Raw genomic sequence first — 18,162 nt, forward strand, 5'->3', positions numbered from 1 at the left:
TTTCAAGTACTGACCACGGGTACTGAGCGCTCAGGGCTGCTCGGGCGGGATGTCGACGGTCAGCCCGTCCAGCTCCGGGGTGACACGGATCTGGCAGGAGAGACGGCTGGTGCTCCTGCGGTCGGACACCCCCATGTCGAGCAGGTCGTCCTCCATGTCGCCCGGCGGGCCGACGAGCGGCGCGAACTCCTCCCGTACCCACACATGGCAGGTGGCGCAGGAGCAGTTGCCCCCGCACTCCGCCACGATCCCCGGGACGCCGTTCCTGACCGCTGCCGCCATCACCGAATCCCCGGCCGTCGCGTCGACGGTGTACGAGGAGCCGGCGCTGCCGACGAAGATCACCTTGGGCAAGGTCCTACTCCCTCTCCGGGCTTCTGTCTCTTCAGGGCTGGTCTCTTCCGAAGCGACGGACGCGGCACCGAGCCATCCCGCCCTTGGTCCGACCATTAGACCAGATTGCTGAGGGGTGAACAAGAAGGTGGCGCGACCGCCGTCGCGCGTGCTCACAATCGGGCCCATGCACACGCTGATCCTGCTCCGCCACGGCGAGAGCGAGTGGAACTCCAGAAACCTCTTCACCGGCTGGGTCGATGTGGATCTCACCCCGCACGGCGAGGAACAGGCACGCCGGGCCGGCCAACTGCTCCGTACCGCCGGACTGTTCCCGGACGTCGCGCACACCTCCGTACTGCGCCGCTCCGTCCGCACCGGCACCCTCGCGCTGGCGGCGCTCGGCCGCCCCGGGGCGCCGCTCACCCGGAGCTGGCGGCTCAACGAACGGCATTACGGCGCGCTTCAGGGCAAGGACAAGAGCGCGGTGCTGCGGGAGTACGGCGAGGAGCGCTTCCGGCTCTGGCGCAGGTCGTACGAGGTGGCTCCGCCACCGCTCACCCATGACGAGGACGAGCCGGGCCTCGCGGGCGCCGATGGCGAGCGGGTGCCGCGGACCGAATCCCTCGCCGATGTCAGCGCCCGTCTGCTCCCCCACTGGCACGAGGCCGTCGCCCCCGATCTGCGCGCCGGGCGGACCGTCCTGGTCGTGGCGCACAGCAACTCGCTCCGCGCGCTGGCCGCGCATCTCGACGGGCTGGACCGCGACGAGCTGATGGAGCTGAACATCCCCACCGGCATCCCGCTGCTCTACACCCTCGACGAGCGGCTCACGCCGATCGCCCGCGGGGGCCGCTATCTCGACCCGGTCACCGCCGCCGAGGCCGCCCGCGCGGTGGCCCGGGAGGGGCACCGGAGCACGCCGGCGACCGGCCCAAGGCTCTGACCTGCGCGCTCGGATCCCGTATGACTCGTTGACACCAAAAAAGTAGTGGCCTTATGGTTCTACCAATCCAGATGCGCGTGGCAGAGAAGCCGACCAGGAAAGGCCGTGGTATGGCCCAGGACGCAATCGTCGACGACAAGCTGGCGGCAAAGTTCGCCACCGAGAAGGACTCCCCCTACACGCGCTGGGTGGCCGCGGAGGGGCTGGACATCATCGCCGCCCACTATGTACCCGACCTGCGTACGGTCGAGCTGAAGCCGTGGGAGCGGCGGGGCGGCCGGGGCGTGTTCATCAACCACGAGGCCACCCGCACCTCGAACGACTGCTATGTGTGCGAGATCCCCGCGGGCGGCCAACTGGCGCCCCAGCGGCAGCTCTTCGAGGAGATGATCCTCGTCCTCGACGGGCAGGGCTCGACGACGGTGTGGAACGACGCCGGAGCCCGGGTCACCTTCGAATGGCAGGCCGGATCGATCTTCGCCATCCCGCTCAACGCCCATCACCAGCACTTCAACGGCTCCGGGCTGAAGACCGCGCGCTTCGTCTCCTCGACGAACATGCCACCGGTCATCAATCTCTACGACGACGTGGACTTCGTCTTCGGCACCGCGCACGACTTCCCGGACCGCTTCAACGGCGAGCCCGACTACTTCTCCCCCAGGGGCGAGCAGAAGGGCCTGCTGCTGGACACCAACTTCGTCGCCGACGCGGTCAGTCTGCCGCTGATCGAGGCGAAGGAGCGCGGCGCGGGCGGCGGCCACATCCGCTTCGCGATGGCCAAGGGATCGATGAACAGCCATATCTCGCAGTTCCCGACCGCCACGTACAAGAAGGGGCACCGGCACGGTCCCGGCGCCCATGTGATCATCCTGTCGGGCGAGGGGTACAGCCTGATGTGGCCGGAGGGCGAGGAGCCGCGGCGCTACGAATGGGGCCCCGGCTCGCTGATCGTGCCGCCGAACATGTGGTTCCACCAGCACTTCAACACCGGCCCCGAGCCGGGCCGCTATCTCGCCTTCAAGCACGAGGTGGTCTCCATCCGCAACGCGCAGGGCGTGCCGAAGGCCTGGATCAGCCGGCGCGTCGGTGGCGACCAGATCGACTACGCCGACGAGTCGCCGCTGGTACGGGAGACCTTCCGCGAGGCACTGGCCAAGCACGGCATGGAGCCGCGGATGGACGAGGTGTACGCGGCGGAGCTGCCCACCCTCGCGCCCCTGCCGGAGGGCACCAAGGTCACCGGCTGAGGTCCGGCTTCCCCCAGGTGTGCGGCCCGGCCTCCCGGGGCCGCACACCCTCGTACGGGCGCGGACTCGGCCGCCCGAGCCGTGCCGCGATCACGACGAGGAGCGTCATCGTGAGCCACGCCGGGCCGCACAACGCCGACCATCCCGACCATCACACTCACCATCACCATCACAACGAACACACCGCGGCACACACGCACGGACACACGCACGCACACACGCATGACGACCATGCCGACGAGGAGCCCGGCGCGCTGGAGGACAACCCGATCTGGCAGCAGGACAATGTCACGCTGCACAGCGTCGGGATGGACATCGGGTCCTCCGGCACCCAGGTCGTCTTCTCCCGGCTGCTGCTGCGGCGCATCGGCGAGGACCTGACCAGCCGGTACATCGTCGTGCGACGGGAGACCGTCTACCGCTCCCCCGTCGCTCTCACCCCGTACGCGAGTGCCGAGCGCATCGACGCCGAGGCGCTGGGTTCGGTCATCGACCGGGCGTACCGGGACGCGGCCGTGGATCCCGGCACGGTCGACACCGGGGTGGTGATCCTCACCGGTGAGGCGCTGCGCCGCCGCAACGCCGAGGCCATCGCGGGGGTGCTCGCCGAGCGGGGCGGCGATCTCGTCACCGCGACCGCGGGGCACACCATGGAGGCCATGCTCGCCGCGTACGGTTCGGGCGCGGCGAAGGTCTCGTACGACACCGGCCTGCGTGTCCTCAATATCGACATCGGCGGCGGCACGACCAAGCTGGCGGTCCTCGACCGGGGCGAGGTGGTGTCGACCGCCGCCGTCCACATCGGCGGGCGGCTCCAGGTCATGGACGGCGCGGGCCGGATCGTACGGCTCGATCCGGCCGGCCGGCGCCATGCCGCGCGGGCGGGGTTCGACTGGGCGCCCGGCGATCTCGCGCGCCCCGAGGAGACGGAGCGGGTCGCGGAGGCGATGGCGGACGCGCTGGTCGCGGCCGTCACCGGCGGTCCTCCGCCGCCCGAGGTCGCGGAGCTGTTGCTGACGGCGCCGCTCATGGTGCCGGAACCCGTCGACGGGGTGATGTTCTCGGGCGGGGTCGCCGAGTATGTGTACGGGCGGCAGAGCGAGGCGTTCGGCGATCTCGGGCTGCCGCTCGGCCGGGCGGTGCGCCGCCGGATCGACTCCGGCGCGCTGCCCTTCCCGCTGCTGCCCGCGGGCGAGTGCATCCGCGCGACCGCGCTGGGCGCCTCGGAGTACAGCGTCCAGCTCAGCGGGAACACCGGCTTCGTCTCCGACCCGGGCGCCCTGCTGCCACGCCGTGATCTGCGGGTCGTACGGCCGGTCCTGGCGCTCGGGGAGAGTGTCGACGCTGCCGCCGTCGAGGCCGCCGTACGCCACCGGCTGGCCGCCGTCGAAGAGGTGGCGGCCGATACGGACGTGGCGGTCGCGCTGTCGTGGAGCGGGCCCCCGAGCCATCGGCGGCTGCTGGCCTTCGCCCGGGGACTGCGGGACGCGCTCGCCGAGCGCACCGCGCGGGGCAGAGCCGTGCTGGTCGTGCTCGACGGCGATGTCGCCCTGACCCTCGGCAGGCTGCTCAGGGACGAACTCGGGGTCACCGGACCGCTCCTGGTCATCGACGGGCTGCGGCTGCGGGACTTCGACCACATCGACATCGGACGCGTCCGCCGGCCCTCCAACACCGTGCCCGTCACCATCAAGTCCCTTGTCTTCGGCGAGGATCCCCGTCTCTGACACCGGTCGTGCCGGGCGCCGTTCCCGGGCGCCCCGGCAGGCCCGTCGGAGACCTGACGAGATGTCCGAAACGTAGCTGGTCAATCTCCCGATAATCCGTCGGTAACAATGAGATAACACCGACGTCGCATGGTTAGACCATAAGACCGAACCTGGTGTTTCATGCAGGGACCCAAGCGGCAACGCTCGGACATCTCAACCGCACGAACAGCCCGCTGCCCGGTCTCCCTCCCTTAACGCCCGCGCCCCACTCGCCCGCCAACGAGGGCCCGCGACCGGCTTCGCCCAGGAGTGTGCGATGCGACATGGTGCTCTTACGGCCGGCCTCGTGGCCGCCGGATTGATCCTCACGGGTTGCGGTTCTTCTCCCACGACCCAGTCCCCCGGCGGCCAGGCCGCCGACACCGACCCCTACGCCCCCTACGCCTCGCTGACCGGCCAGGCACGGACGGACAAGCTGCTCGCCGACGCGAAGAAGGACGGCGCGCAGATCGACCTCTACACCTCGAACACCGATATCCAGGACCTCGTCGACGGCTTCAAGAAGGCCTATCCGGAGATCAAGGTCAACGCGTTCCGCGCCAACTCCGAGACGGTCCTCCAGCGGATATCCCAGGAGAACCAGGCCAACAAGCCGCAGAACGACGTAGTCGACACCAATGACATCGAACTGCGCGCACTGGACTCGCAGGGCCTGCTCAAGCCGTACACGGGACCGGCCGCGGCCGGCCTCAAGGACGCGGCGAAAGGGCTCGGTGGCTGGACCGCGGAGCGTTTCAACGCGTTCGTCATCGGCTGGAACACCAACCTCGTCAAGAAGGGCCAGGAGCCGAAGAGCTTCGCCGACCTGGCCGATCCCCGCTGGAAGGGCCGGTTGTCCGTCGAGATCGGCGACTGGGACTGGTACGCGTCGATGCATACGTACCTCACCGAAGAGCAGGGAATGAGCCAATCCGATGCCGACGACCTCTTCAAAAGGATCGCCGCCAATGTCAAGGTGACGAAGGGCCACACGGTGCAGGGCGAACTCCTCAGTGCGGGACAGTTCGCCGTAGCCCTGTCCGTATACAGCCACACCGTCGACAAGGCCGCCAAGAAGGGCGCGCCCGTGGCATGGCGGCCCGTGGTGGAACCAGTGATCCTGCGACCCAACGGAGTCGGCCTCATGTCCCATCCCCGGCACCCCGCCGCAGCGCTGCTGTGGACGGACTGGGTGCTCGGCGACGGGCAGAAGGCGATCGCCGAGTCCCTTCGCATCCCGGCGGCCACATCCGTACCGGGGTTCCAGGACCCCATCCCGGCCGGCACCACCACCTACAGCTTCTCGAAGTCCGCAGAGACGGACGGCAAGCGGTGGAGCGCCGACTACGACGCCCTGCTGCGCGGCGTGCCCAAGGCCGGCTGACCCACTCACCGTTTGCACCTCTTCACAGGAGCGCACCCGTATGAGGACCCGTAACTTCACTTTCTCCGTGTCCGGTCTGCTGGCCGCGACGCTCGTCGCGGGGTGCGGCGGCATGCCGGGCCAGGCCGGCGCGGGCTCGGACGAGGTCTACGGCCGGCTCCGGGGACTGGCCGGCACCGAGCAACGCGCGCAGGCGGAGGAGCTGGCCGGGAAGGAGGGGAAGACCCTCTCCCTGTACACCTCGATGACCGCCGACATAGCGACCCCGATCGCCGAGGCCTTCGAGAAGGAGTACGGCATCCGTGTCAGCGTCTTCCGCGGCAACTCGGAGACGGTCCTCCAGCGGACCCTTCAGGAACAGGAGGCCGGCCGTCCGGGGGCCGATGTCATCGAGACCAACTTCGCGGAGATGGCCATCCTCGCCGGCAAGGGGCATCTCGCCGACTACAACGGCTCCGCTCTCGACAAGGTCGAGCCGGCCGGGAAGTTCGACCACTGGACGGCCACCCGTTTCAATGTGTTCCAGCCCGCCTGGAACACCACGAAGATCAAGCCCGGTGACGAGCCCAGGAGCTGGGAGGACCTGGCCCTGCCCAAGTACCGCGGCAAGATCACCATGGAGATCAGCGACAGCGACTGGTACGAGAACGTCACCAAGTACTGGCTGGACCACGGAAAGTCACAGGCCGAGGTGGACACCCTCTGGAAGGGCATCGCGGCCAACTCCAAGGTCGCCAAGGGACACACCACGATGATGCAGTTCCTGACCGCGGGCCAGACCTCGATGGAGGCGATGAACTACACGTACATCACCGCCAGGGCCGCCAAGGACGGGGCGCCGGTGACCCATCTGCCGGCGAGCGGGGTCTCCACCGTTCCCGCGTTCGCACGGCCCAACGGAGTCGGCATGATCAAGGGCGCCCAGCACCCGGCCGCGGCCTGGCTGTTCTACGACTGGCTGCTCACCGGCGGCCAGCAGACCCTGGTCGATCTGGGCCTCACCCCGTCCACCAAGGTCCCCGGCGACAAGAGCGTCGCCGGGCTCACCCTCGTACCGTTCGATGTCGAGGGCCTGACGAAGGACGACACGGTCTGGGACAAGAAGTACGACGCGCTGCTCCGCGGCGCCGACACGGTGGGGCGGTGACGCGCGATGGCACTCGCCTCCACCGCCACCGCTCCGCAGGGCGGCCAGGGGACTCCGGGCACGGGGGCCTCCCCCGAGCCCGCGTCCCCCGGCCGGTTCGCGGGGCTGCTGCGGCGACTGCTCTCCTTCCAGGGCCTCCTGGTCGGCGGCGCCGTGGTGATCGTCGGCTATCTCGCCCTCGTACCGCTGGGCTATCTCATCCATGACACCTTTCTGAACAGCACCGGCACCGGTGTCTCGTTCGGCGCGTTCAGCCGTGCCTACGGAGGCAACTCCCAGGCCGGCTCGATGATGCTCAACTCGCTGGGCTTCGCGCTCGGTTCGGCGGCGCTCGCGCTGGTGCTCGGTACGGTCCTGGCCTATATCCAGGTCCGTACCGACACCCCCTTCAAGGGGCTGTTCTTCGCGGCCTCGCTGGTGCCGCTGATCGTGCCCGGCATCCTGTACGCGACCTCGTGGATCTTCCTCGGCGACCCGTCGAGCGGCGTCATCAACACCCTGATCTTCCAGCCGCTGTTCGGCACCGCACCGGTCAACATCTTCAGTGTGTGGGGCATGATCTGGGTGCAGGGGCTGCATCTGGCCCCCGTCACCTTCCTGCTCATGGTCGCCGCGTTCCGGGCGATGGACCCCTCGCTGGAGGAGTCCGCGGCGATGTCCGGCGCCCGGCGGCTCACCGTACTGCGGCGGATCACCGTCCCGCTGCTGCGCCCGGCGATGATCTCGGCCTCGCTGCTGATGTTCGTCCAGTCCCTGGAGAGCTTCGAGGTACCCGGCCTGCTGGGACTCCAGAACGGCATCTACGTCTTCACCAGCCGGATCTACTTCGTCCTGCGCGCCTATCCGATCGACTACGGCGCCGCGGGCGCGCTGGCCATCGGGCTGCTGGTGATCGCGGCGGCCGGGGTGCTGCTCTCCGGCTGGCTCCAGCGCTCCTCGCGCAACTTCCAGACCGTGACCGGCAAGGCGTTCCGGCCCCGGCCGGTGGACCTGGGCCGGGCACGGCCCTGGGTGGGCGCCGGGGTGATCGTGTACTTCCTGGTCACGGTGGTCCTGCCGGTCGCGGTCCTCGTCTACGCGTCCCTGCTCAAGTACTACGCCGCGCCCTCCCGCAAGACGCTCAGCTCGATGTCGCTGGAGAACTACAGCGAGGTGCTGCACATGCCCCTCGCCTTCACCGCGCTGAAGAACTCACTGATCGTCGGCATCGGCGCGGCCACCGCGGTCATGCTGCTGACCTCGATCGTCTCCTGGGTGGTGCTGCGCACCAGGGCACCGGGGCGGCGGGTGCTCGACCTGCTCGCCTTCACCCCCATCGTGATCCCCGGGCTGGTCCTCGGCCTGGCGCTGTCCTTCGTCTATCTGCGGATGCCGCTGCCGATCTACGGCACGCTGCTGATCCTGCTCGTGTCGTACTGCACCCGCTATCTGCCGTACGGGATGCGCTACTCGTCCGCGGCGATGGCCCAGATGTCGCCGGAGCTGGAGGAGTCGGCGGCGGTCTCGGGCGCCTCGTGGTTCCAGACCTTCCGGCGGGTGCTGCTGCCGCTGATGAGCAGCGGCATCCTGGCCGGCTGGGTCTACATCCTCGTGGTGTCCTTCCGCGAACTGTCGAGCACGATCCTGCTCTACAGCCCCGGCAAGGAAGTGCTCTCGGTCCTGATCTGGGAGCAGTTCGAGAACGGCCAGTTCACCACGCTCGCCGCGCTCGGTGTCTGCATGGTCCTGATCCTTGTCCTGCTCGTCTCCATCGCCTACCGCCTGGGAGCCCGCTTCGGGCTGCAGGGCGACTCGTCGAACTAGCACCTGCCCGAAGGGACACCAGGGATGCTGACTGTCGAATCCCTCGCCAAGAGCTATGAATCGTCCGCGGGCTCCGCGCGCCGCCGCAAGTCCGCCGACAGCACCCGTGTCTTCGCCGTCGACGGAGTCGACTTCGACGTACGCGACGGTGAGCTGTTCACCCTGCTCGGCCCGTCCGGCTGCGGCAAGACCACCACCCTGCGCTCCATCGCGGGCCTCGAACACCCCACGGCCGGCCGGGTCAGCCTCGGCGACCGGGTGCTGTTCGACTCCGCGAAGGGGATCAATCTGCGGGCCAACCGCCGTGGTTTCGGCATGGTCTTCCAGTCGTACGCGATCTGGCCGCACATGTCGGTCTTCAAGAACGTCTCGTTCCCGCTCGATGTGATGCCCCGCGCCAAGCGGCCCGGGCGCAAGGAGATCGAGGAGCGTGTCCAGCAGGTGCTCGACGTGATCGAGCTGGGCGCGTACGCCTCCCGGCCGGCCACCAAGCTCTCCGGCGGCCAGCAGCAGCGCCTCGCGCTGGCCCGGGCGCTGGTGACCCAGCCGGAGCTGATGCTGCTCGACGAGCCGCTCTCCAATCTCGACGCCAAGCTGCGCGAGAGCATGCGCTTCGAACTCAAGCGGCTCCAGCGGGAGCTGAACCTCACCGCGATCTATGTGACCCATGACCAGTCCGAGGCGCTGGTGATGTCCAACCGGATAGCGGTGATGAACGAGGGACGCATCGAGCAGATCGGCAAGCCGCGCGAGATCTACACCAAGCCGGCCACCCGGTTCGTCGCCGAGTTCATCGGTACGTCCAACTTCATCGAGGCCAGGGTGGTGTCGGTGACGGGCGACGAGGTGACCGTCGAGACCACGCAGGGGCGGCTGGTGGCGCGGGAGTGTCCGAGGACGCCCGCCGCCGGGGACTCGGTCCTGCTGTCGATCCGGCCGGAGTCGATCGACGTCTCCACCACGCCGCGGGGCGACGTTCCCAACGAGTGGTCGGGGAAGGTCCGTACGCGCGCGTTCCTCGGCGACGCCATCGACCACATCACCGGGGTCGGCGATCTGGAGATCCGCAGCCGCTCCAACCCGACGGTGTCGATACCGCCGGGCACCGAGGTGCATCTCACCGTGGCTCCGGAGAAGGTCACGCTCGTACCGGTCGACTGAGATGTACGGGCCTCCGGGCCGCTCTTCCTGGGCCGGTCAGGACCCGGAAGAGCGGCCCGGTCACCACGGGCCCGGTCACAAGCGGCCCGGTCACGAGCGGCCCGGTCACAAGCCGCCCGTCACAACAAGCCCGTCACCGCCGGCCCGGTCACAACGGCCCGGGAACGGACACCGGAACCAGGGAGAGGCGTAGTGTCCCGCATGGCGATACCCGAGGTGCTGCGCAACCGTGACTTCACCCTCTACTGGGGCGGTGTGATCCTGTCCCAGATCGGGACACGGGGAGCCGTCGCCGCCAATCTCTACCAGGTCTACGAACTCACCGGCTCCACCGCGCAGGTGGGCCTCGTCGGCCTCGCGCAGGCCGTCGCCCTGCTGGTGCTGTCTCCGCTCGGCGGTATCTACGCCGACCGGCTCGACCGGCGGCGCCTGCTCCAGGTGACCCAGTGTCTGGCGCTCGTCGTGTCGGCCGGGCTCGCCGCCGTCACCCTCGCCGACGCGGCCACGGTCTGGACGGTCGTCGTCTCCTCGCTGCTGGCGACGGCGGCGGCTACCTTCGACCAGCCGGCCCGCCAGGCGCTGATCCCCGCGATGGTGCCGAGGGAGCGGCTCGTCGACGCCTTCGCCCTGCTCAACCCCTCGCGCGAACTGGCGGTTCTGGTGGGCCCCGCGCTCGCGGGTCTGCTCATCGCGGCCGGCGGCCCCGGCGCGGTCTATGTCTTCGACACCGTGACGTACGGGGCGCTCGTCGCCGTCCTCGCCGTGCTGCGGGTTCCGCCGCTGGCCGTGGCCGACGAGCGGACGTCGCTGCTGGAGAGCCTGCGCGAAGGCGTGGCGTATGTCGGCGGCAAGCCGCTGGTACGGCAGCTCATGGGGCTCGATCTGGCGGCCACGGTGTTCGGCGCGTACCGGGTGCTGCTGCCCGCGTTCGCCGCGGACGTGCTGCACACCGGGGCCACCGGGTACGGCCTGCTCGCCGCCGCTCCCTCGGCGGGGGCGCTGATCGGTTCCGTGTGGGTCTTCAAGCTGGTGCGTACCGCGCGTTCGGGCCGGATCGTCCTGTGGGCCACGGCCGCGTACGGGCTGGCCGTGGCGGGTCTCGCGCAGTCACGGGTGTTCCCGGTGGCGATCGTGATGGCCCTGGCCCTCGGGGCCGCGGACGCGCTCGCCACCACCGTCCGGCATGCCGCGGTGCAGGTGGAGACACCGGACACACTGCGCGGACGGGTCTCCGCCATCTACCAGATGTGCTCACGGGGCGGTCCCGCGATCGGGGACTCCGTGATCGGCGCGCTCGCCGGAGTGGCGGGTCCCGTGCTCGCGCTCACGCTCGGCGGTCTGGTCCCCACCGCCGTGTCCGGGCTGAGCGCCCTCGGCAGCCGTACGGTCCGCGACTACAGCGTGCCGAAGGCGCAGCCCGCCTCCACCTGACCCGGCGCGTGTCCTCCCTCTCGTACACACTCCCCGCCTGTACCCCTCTCGCCGGCCCCTCTCGTCGTACAACTCCCGCCCGCCGACAGCCGGAAGGAACCATGAGTACGCACACCACGACCGAAACCACCCACTACCACGTACAGAAACGCCGCCGCGCCCAGTTCATCGAGGACTGGCGCAAGAACCACCGCACCGTCGTCGCACACGAGGACGTCGAGACACATCCCACCGCGCGCGGCAGCCGGGTGGGGGTGTACGTCGGCGCCGACGGCGACCGGCCGACCCGCACCATGGACGCCCTGGTCCATGAACTCGGTCCGGGGACGACGACCACAACACACCGCCACTCGTGGGACGCCATGGTGTTCGTGGTGGCCGGGCACGGCTGGTCCGAGATCGACGGGGAGCGCGTCGAGTGGGGGCCGGGCGACTCCCTGCACTTCCCTGCCTGGTCCTGGCACCGCAGTGGCAATGCCGGCGAACCGGGGGCCGCGACAGCGCGCTATCTGACGTTCTCCAGCGAACCGCTCCTGGAGACCATGGGCATGGCCGTCATCGAGGACGCGGGACACGCTTCCTGGGACACACTCCCGCCGCGGCCGCCGTACTCCGAGGGACACGACGGGGCCGATCCGTACGCCGCGCGGCTGCGCCGGCTCGCCCGCGACCAGCGGGCCCGCCGCTCGGGACGGCTGCACACGAGCTGGGACGAGCTGGAACTGCGCAACACTCCGCGCGGTACCCGTACCACTTTCCTGCTCGACCAGGCCATCGGCTACCAGGCCTCCGGCATCACCATGGCCATGTTCGAAATCGGTCCCGGCCGCGCCCAGTCGATGCACCGGCACCCGGGCGAGGCCTGGCTGTACGTGGTGGAGGGCTCGGGCGAGAGCTATCTGGGCACCGAGCCGGAGGGCGGCGAGCGGCACCCCTGGAAGAAGGGCGATCTGATCGTCGTCGACCACTTCCTGTGGCACCAGCACATCAACACCGACCCGTCGCGTACGGCGAAGGTGGTGCGCATCCATATGTTCGACAGTCTGCTGGAGACCATGCGGGCGCTGTGCGATCCGCTGGTGCTGTTCGAGGAGCCGCCGGACCACATCCGGGACGCGCAGGCCGGTGACCCGTCGACCGTCGAGTGGCCGCCGCTCCGGCGGCCCACCTGGCCATGAGCGGTGGCGCCATGAGCTGTCGCGCCACGCGCGCTCGTGCTGTGCGCGGTTGTGCCACGGACGGGAGCGCGGTGGGATCGCACGGAAGGTGTACGAGGTGACCGTAGCTCTGCCGCACGGTGTGGCGGGGATCCATGCCCTGCCCGCCGGTCACCACGACGGCCCGTGGGACGCGGTGATCACCGGTCCCCGGGTCAAGGAACGGCTGCTCGCGACCGCCGTCCTCGTGCTCCGGCACGGGGCGCGGCTCGCGGGCTCCGCCGTGGCGCCGCACGGTCTGATCGTCCTCGCGGGACCGCCGGGCACCGGCAAGTCGACCCTGGCCCAAGGGCTGGCGCAGGCCGCCGCGCGGACCCTGGCACCGCACGGCGCGACCACCCTCGTCGAGGTCGATCCGCATGCCTTCCCCAGCGAGATGCTGGGCGAGAGCCAGCGCTCGGTCTCCCGGCTCTTCCGGGAGACCCTGCCGGAACTGGCCGCGCGCCGTCCGCACACGCTGGTTCTCGTGGACGAGGTCGAGGCGCTGGCGGTGCGCCGGCAGGCCGCCTCGTTCGACACCAATCCCGTCGATGTCCACCGGGCGACCGATGCCGTGCTCAGCGGGCTGGACGCGCTGCGCGCCGAGCGTCCCGGCACCCTGCTGGTGGTCACGACGAACTTCGCCGAGGCGGTCGACGACGCGTTTCTGTCCCGCGCCGACCTGGTCGTAAGGACCGCTCTGCCGGACGAGTCCGTGATCCCGCTGATCGTGGCGGACTCGTTGCGCGAACTGGCGTCCCAGTGGCCCGCGTTGGGAGCGCTGGCCGAGGACACCGCGGTGCACCGGCGGGTGGGGAAGCTGCTCGCCGGTCTGGACGGGCGGCGGATACGCAAGACGGTGCACGGCGCCCTCGCACTGCGGCTGGAAACCGCGCGCGACCCGTCCCTGCTGGGGGCGGACGATCTGATCGCGGCGGCGGAGGAGAGCTCGGCGGGCGGGCCCCGGGCCGAGTGTGAGCGGGCCGGAGCGTGAAACGTACGGCGAGTGTGAACGTACGACGAGGCCGCGTCCCCGGTCGGGGGCGCGGCCTCGTGCGCGGCGGGTGCCGGGACCTCTACCGCGCGCTGTACTCGGGAGCGTCCTCCAGGAAGTGGACGTTGTCGTAACCGAGGTGCTTGAACACACGGTTCTGCGAGGAGAAGAGACGCAGCGGTGTGCCGTCGGCGGCGAAGAGCTGGCAGATGTGGTTCTGCGGTACGTAGAGGGTGTCGCCCTGGGTGATCTCGTACCGGGTGGGCTCCAGGGCGATCCGCGCGTAGTACTTCTCGGCGATCTCGGCCTCGACCTCCCACTGGAGCGCGTAGCCGCCGCCTTCGAGGACGTAGAAGACCTCGTCGGCCATCTTCCAGTACTTGCCGGAGCGGCTGCCCGCGGGGATGTCGAGCTCGAAGGCGTCGACGGAGAAGATCCGGGCGTCGGTGCGCTCCGGGGAGGACATCACCCGGACCCGGCCGAGCGGGGTGTTCTCCCACTTGGTGTCCGCCGGGCTGATGACCTTCTTGCGGTCCAGGACACCCGGGGTCCAGATGCTGGACCAGTCCTCGCGGGGCCCGAACTCGGCCTCACGCTTCACCGGGCCGCTGCGGCCCTGCTGCCACAGGCCCATGAACATCCAGGTGCTCTTGGCCTTGACGACGAGTGCGGTGGCCGTCTCGCCGTACGGGTTGAAGTGGCGGTGGACGGAGTCGGTGTGGACGAAGACGAGGTCGTCCTTGGCCCAGTCGTAGCGCTGGTCGTCGTGGATCTCGTAACCGCGCCCGCGCAGGATGTAGAAGGCCGCCTCGTTCTGGTGGCCGTGTCCGTGGTTGCTGGACTCGGGCGGGAGTTCCACGAAGTGGACCTGGATCGTCTGGGTGAGGAAGTCCTCGTCACCGGGGCCGACACGCCACCAGGTACGGGACTGCTCGCTGTCGCCGGAGTGGCCGACCTTGGCGTCGTCGACGACCACCGAGTCGTCGCGCACTCTGTCCACCGCGAGCTGCTGCCGGCGGAATTCGTCGAGACCGTAGGTCTCGGACGTCAGGCCGCGGACGAAGACGCGCCCTTTCGCTCCCATGGGTCCTCCTGTGCTGTGCGGGCATAGTGGTGCGGCATCTACAGTTCGGTTCAGTGGTCTAACCATAATACCTGCGCGTGTCGTCCGTCACCCCTTGGGACGATTCGGCCTCCGGGAACAACCGCCGGGAACAACCACGCGCGGCGAAAGCACGCGGCGTAAAGCACGCCACTCACCGGGGAGCACATAGAAGGAGCACACAGAAAGGCGCCCCATGACGAGGAGTCGTCATGGGGCGCCGGTGGGGCTCGACAGTGTCAGCCTGTGGCCGGGCCGCCTTCCGCGTGCTCGTCCTTGACCCGGGACGCCGTCCGCTGGAGGTGGGCGTTCATGGTCGCGGTCGCGGCGTCGAGGTCGCGCGCGGCGACGGCCTCGACGAAGTCCCGGTGTTCCTTCGAACCGAGCAGGCCCATCTGCGGCTCGACGGTCTGGGCCTGCCGCAGGCTCATCAGCAGGGGGCCATGGAAGGACTCGACCAGCATCTTGATCGCGGCGTTGTGCGTACAGGCCGCGACACGGGTGTGGAAGTCCGCGGACAGTTCCATGGTGTACTCGCCGCGCTCCAGCGCCTCGGCGTGCTCGTCGCACATCGCCCGCAGGTCGTCCAGGTCCTCCTGTGTCGCCCGTTCGACGATCAGGGGGACGATGCCCAACTCGACGACGAGCCGCGCCTCTGTGACCTCGGCGGCGGTGAGCGGCGACAGCGACAGCAGGGTGGCGAGACCCTCCCCCACCTGGCGCGCGTCGGGCGTGGTGACGAAGGCGCCGCCGCGGGCACCGACCCGGATCTCCACGAGCCCGCTGGCCTCAAGGATGCGCAGCGCTTCGCGCACGGTCACCCGGCTGACCCCGAAGTGCACGCACAGCTCGCGCTCACTCGGCAGCCGGTCGCCGGGTTTGAGCCGCTCCTCCTTCAGCAGCAGCCGGATCTGATCGACGATGACCTGCGAGACACGGCTGGAGGAAACGGTCTTGAACAGCTCTTCGGGCACGGGAAGTCGCCCGGCAGGCGTCTCGCCACCGGTCTGCGCTGCCGGAGGCTGGCTCCTGGGTCGGGTTGGCATGCGCACAGTGTCCCACGGCGGGACGCTCGTTTGACGGCCCTCAGACCAATGGTTTAAGGTCATACCAAAATACCAGGAAGATCGCCGGAAGGGCACCCGATGACCGACCGTGCGCCCGGCGGCGGAGCACCGCGCGACGAGCAGGGGTACGAGGCGCTGCGCGAGCGGGTGGCCATGGCGTGCCGAGTGCTGGCCGTCACGGGGCTGGTCGAGCACATCCTCGGCCATGTCGGCGCGCGTGTGGGTGCGGACAGGCTGCTGATACGGGGACGGGGCCCCCGGGAACGCGGGCTGGCCTTCACCGTCGTCGACGATGTCCAGGAAGTCGACCTCGACGGCCGTCGTACGGGCGAAGGCGGCGCCGACGGATGGGCGCCGCCCAACGAACTGCCCCTCCACACCGAGATCCTGCGCGCCCGGCCGGAGGTCACCGCGGTCGTGCACGCGCATCCGCCGGCGGTCGTCGCGGCCTCGGCCGCCGGGCTCCCCTGGCTTCCGCTGGTCGGCTCGTACGACATCCCCGCCGCCCGCCTCGCCCGCGACGGCATCCCGGTCTGGCCCCGCTCGGCCCTGATCCGCCGCCGCGACCTGGCCGCGCCGATGACCGCCGCGCTGGGCGACCGCCCGGTGGTGGTGCTCAAGGGGCACGGCCTGGTGACCGTGGGCACCGGCGACCCGGCGGACGCCGTGGCCACGGCCGTCACCCTGGCCCTGGCGGTGGACTCACTGGCGAAAATGACCCTCTCCATAGCCGCCGTCGGCGCCCCTCTCCACCCGATCAGCGACGAGGACCTGGCCGAACTCCCCGACCTGGGCCCCTCGTTCACCACCACGACGATGTGGCAGCACCTGGAAGCACGGGCCACCCACGAGGGCCCTCACACCCCACTGCGCTGACCACCGGCGAAGCACCTCGTGATGGCGCGTCAGGCCGTGACAGGTTTGGTCTGGGTGCAGTTCTTCCATTCGACCCAGGGGCGGGTGCCGCCGCTTTTGGGGCCCGTGGCGTAGGTCGGATTGCCGGTGATGGTCTGTTCCTTGTGCTCGTGGGTGATGTCGATGCCGAAGAGCTTGAAACCCACGGTGACCTGTCCGGCGGAGATACCGAAGCCGATGCCGAGCGAGGCGTTCCACCAGTCGGTGTTGGCCTTGTAGTCCAGCTTGGAGAGCTTGCCCTTGTCGTGCAGCAGCCGCTCCAGCGGGCCCGTGTCCGCGTCCGGCGCCTCCGCCGCGTCCGACGGCGTCGGCAGCGCGTCACTGGCCGGGAAGTCACCGCGCCCGCGCAGCCAGTCCTCCACCAGCGTGCTGTCCGCGTCGTTGTCGAGGACCAGTTCGGCGGACTCGGTGTGGATCTGCGACTCGATCTCCCCGCCGCCCCCGCCGACATCGATCGTGACAGGTCCCGCGTTGGCCCCGGCCCCGACATTGATCCCAGGCCCGTCCCCGGACTCCTGGCTGGTCGTGATCACCATCTTCTGCGGATGGTGCGGCCGTCCGTTCTTCTCCTCCTCGTCGTACATGGCCGCGTCATAGGTGACCGCCACCTGCTGCATCCGCGTGCCGGTCGCCTGGCCCACCTCGCCGGCCTTGCCGCTCACCGAGAAGGTGTAGACGAAGGTGATCTTCCCGGCGTCCGGTCCCGTCTTGTTCCGCAGGACCACCACGTCCTCGGTCATCGAGCCCGAGAACGTCTCGCCGGAGATGCTGCCGAGGTCCTTGGGCTTGCCGTCCTTGCCGCCCTCCCCGCTGCCCTTCTTGAACGACTTGCCGAAGCTCACCCCGCCCGACACCTCGGTACTCGTCTTGGTGATGTCGACGTCCGGCGCGCGCTCCGGTTCGAGGTCGGGCTTCTTCTTGCCCGCGTGGTAGCCGCAGATCATTCCGAGTTCGGAGGAACGGGGGCCCGCCGGACGGCTGTTGCAGTCGTCCATGGCCTTCAGATACTCGGCGAACTGCTTGGCGTCCGCCAGATTGGCCTCAAGGTCGGCCTGGGGGTTGTCGCTCTTGTTCCCGTTGAACAGCCACTGACCGCCGCTGCCGCTGCCCGCCACATAGGAACCGCTCAGCGAGGCGCTGCCGCCCCAGTCCTTCAACCCCGGGATACCCGCCGAGATGCTCGCCGTGACCCCGGCCCCGGACTCCGTCACCCGCTCCAGCGTCACCGTACCGTCGGACCACTGCTGGAGCTTCACCGTCTCCGAGCTGCTGATCTTGATGAAGAGGATCTGGATGACCACGGTGTCCTTGGTCTGATCCTGCGACAGCAGACACTTGGCGGGCTGGAACGGATCGCCGGGCGGTACGGCGGGCCCCTCGCCGTCGCCTCCGCCACCGTCGTCCCCGCCGCCACCGCCACCCTTGTTGCCCGAATCGCACCCGGAGTCGCCGTCGGCGGCATGAACGATCCGGCAGACCGCGTCCTTGAGCCCCACCGCCTCGTCCTCGGGCACGGTCAGTCCCACGATCGCCGCGACGATCAGCGCGACCACCCCGGCCACGGCGACGTACTCGACGCCGCCCTGACCCCGGTCCTCCCGCATCGCGACGGCCCTATCGGCATGGGCATGCCAATCCGATATATCCCCGGCGCTCTCCACCATCCGCTCCTCACCCCATGTCGTGAA

General features: G+C 69.6%; 15 protein-coding genes. 11 read left to right on the top strand and 4 right to left on the bottom strand.

Going from position 1 to position 18,162, the window contains the following annotated elements; translation table 11 throughout:
• Positions 1–30: 30 nt before the first annotated feature.
• Complete coding sequence (locus WH07_RS02895; protein ID WP_232788692.1) at positions 31–345, bottom strand: 2Fe-2S iron-sulfur cluster-binding protein; 315 nt, start codon at positions 343–345, stop codon at positions 31–33.
• A gap of 175 nt (positions 346–520) precedes the next feature.
• Between WH07_RS02895 and WH07_RS02900 the strand changes: the two genes are divergently transcribed.
• From WH07_RS02900 to WH07_RS02945, 10 genes are all read left to right on the top strand, one after another.
• Positions 521–1,279, top strand: a complete 759-nt coding sequence (locus tag WH07_RS02900; protein WP_046494959.1) for a 2,3-bisphosphoglycerate-dependent phosphoglycerate mutase — start codon at positions 521–523, stop codon at positions 1,277–1,279.
• A 110-nt stretch (positions 1,280–1,389) separates the two neighbouring features.
• Positions 1,390–2,526, top strand: a complete 1,137-nt coding sequence (locus WH07_RS02905) for a cupin domain-containing protein (protein ID WP_046494902.1) — start codon at positions 1,390–1,392, stop codon at positions 2,524–2,526.
• A 110-nt stretch (positions 2,527–2,636) separates the two neighbouring features.
• Entirely contained in the window at positions 2,637–4,253 is a 1,617-nt protein-coding gene (locus WH07_RS02910) for an ethanolamine ammonia-lyase reactivating factor EutA (protein WP_079022896.1), read from the top strand.
• 328 nt (positions 4,254–4,581) lie between these two features.
• On the top strand, positions 4,582–5,658 hold the full coding sequence (locus WH07_RS02915; protein WP_232788688.1) for an ABC transporter substrate-binding protein: 1,077 nt from the start codon (positions 4,582–4,584) through the stop codon (positions 5,656–5,658).
• Positions 5,659–5,698: 40 nt separating this feature from the next.
• The gene (locus WH07_RS02920) at positions 5,699–6,805 is read left to right on the top strand and encodes an ABC transporter substrate-binding protein (protein WP_046494906.1); all 1,107 of its coding nucleotides are present in this window, start codon (positions 5,699–5,701) and stop codon (positions 6,803–6,805) included.
• A 6-nt stretch (positions 6,806–6,811) separates the two neighbouring features.
• Positions 6,812–8,608, top strand: coding sequence for an ABC transporter permease (locus WH07_RS02925; protein WP_046494908.1), 1,797 nt, complete (start codon positions 6,812–6,814; stop codon positions 8,606–8,608).
• Between the two features lie 24 nt (positions 8,609–8,632).
• Positions 8,633–9,769 (top strand): ABC transporter ATP-binding protein, encoded by a 1,137-nt coding sequence (locus WH07_RS02930; RefSeq protein WP_046494910.1) that lies wholly within the window; start codon positions 8,633–8,635, stop codon positions 9,767–9,769.
• Positions 9,770–9,970: 201 nt separating this feature from the next.
• Positions 9,971–11,200 (top strand): MFS transporter, encoded by a 1,230-nt coding sequence (locus WH07_RS02935; protein WP_046494912.1) that lies wholly within the window; start codon positions 9,971–9,973, stop codon positions 11,198–11,200.
• 101 nt (positions 11,201–11,301) lie between these two features.
• Complete coding sequence (locus WH07_RS02940) at positions 11,302–12,378, top strand: cupin domain-containing protein (protein WP_046494914.1); 1,077 nt, start codon at positions 11,302–11,304, stop codon at positions 12,376–12,378.
• 97 nt (positions 12,379–12,475) lie between these two features.
• Positions 12,476–13,390: an AAA family ATPase gene (locus WH07_RS02945; protein ID WP_052744209.1), complete on the top strand. Its 915-nt coding sequence runs from the start codon at positions 12,476–12,478 to the stop codon at positions 13,388–13,390.
• A gap of 82 nt (positions 13,391–13,472) precedes the next feature.
• Here the strand turns inward: WH07_RS02945 and WH07_RS02950 are convergent, their stop codons facing one another.
• A complete protein-coding gene (locus WH07_RS02950; RefSeq protein WP_046494917.1) occupies positions 13,473–14,474 on the bottom strand; it encodes a cupin domain-containing protein in 1,002 nt (333 codons plus the stop codon).
• A gap of 257 nt (positions 14,475–14,731) precedes the next feature.
• Positions 14,732–15,538: a FadR/GntR family transcriptional regulator gene (locus tag WH07_RS02955; RefSeq protein ID WP_079022897.1), complete on the bottom strand. Its 807-nt coding sequence runs from the start codon at positions 15,536–15,538 to the stop codon at positions 14,732–14,734.
• A gap of 99 nt (positions 15,539–15,637) precedes the next feature.
• Between WH07_RS02955 and WH07_RS02960 the strand changes: the two genes are divergently transcribed.
• Positions 15,638–16,435, top strand: a complete 798-nt coding sequence (locus tag WH07_RS02960) for a class II aldolase/adducin family protein (protein WP_046494918.1) — start codon at positions 15,638–15,640, stop codon at positions 16,433–16,435.
• Between the two features lie 29 nt (positions 16,436–16,464).
• On the opposite strand, the gene WH07_RS40210 is transcribed toward WH07_RS02960, so the two are convergent.
• Entirely contained in the window at positions 16,465–18,078 is a 1,614-nt protein-coding gene (locus WH07_RS40210; protein WP_052744206.1) for a hypothetical protein, read from the bottom strand.
• Positions 18,079–18,162: the final 84 nt, after the last annotated feature.

It is taken from the genome of Streptomyces odonnellii (genome assembly GCF_000981895.1).
Lineage (GTDB): Bacteria > Actinomycetota > Actinomycetes > Streptomycetales > Streptomycetaceae > Streptomyces > Streptomyces odonnellii.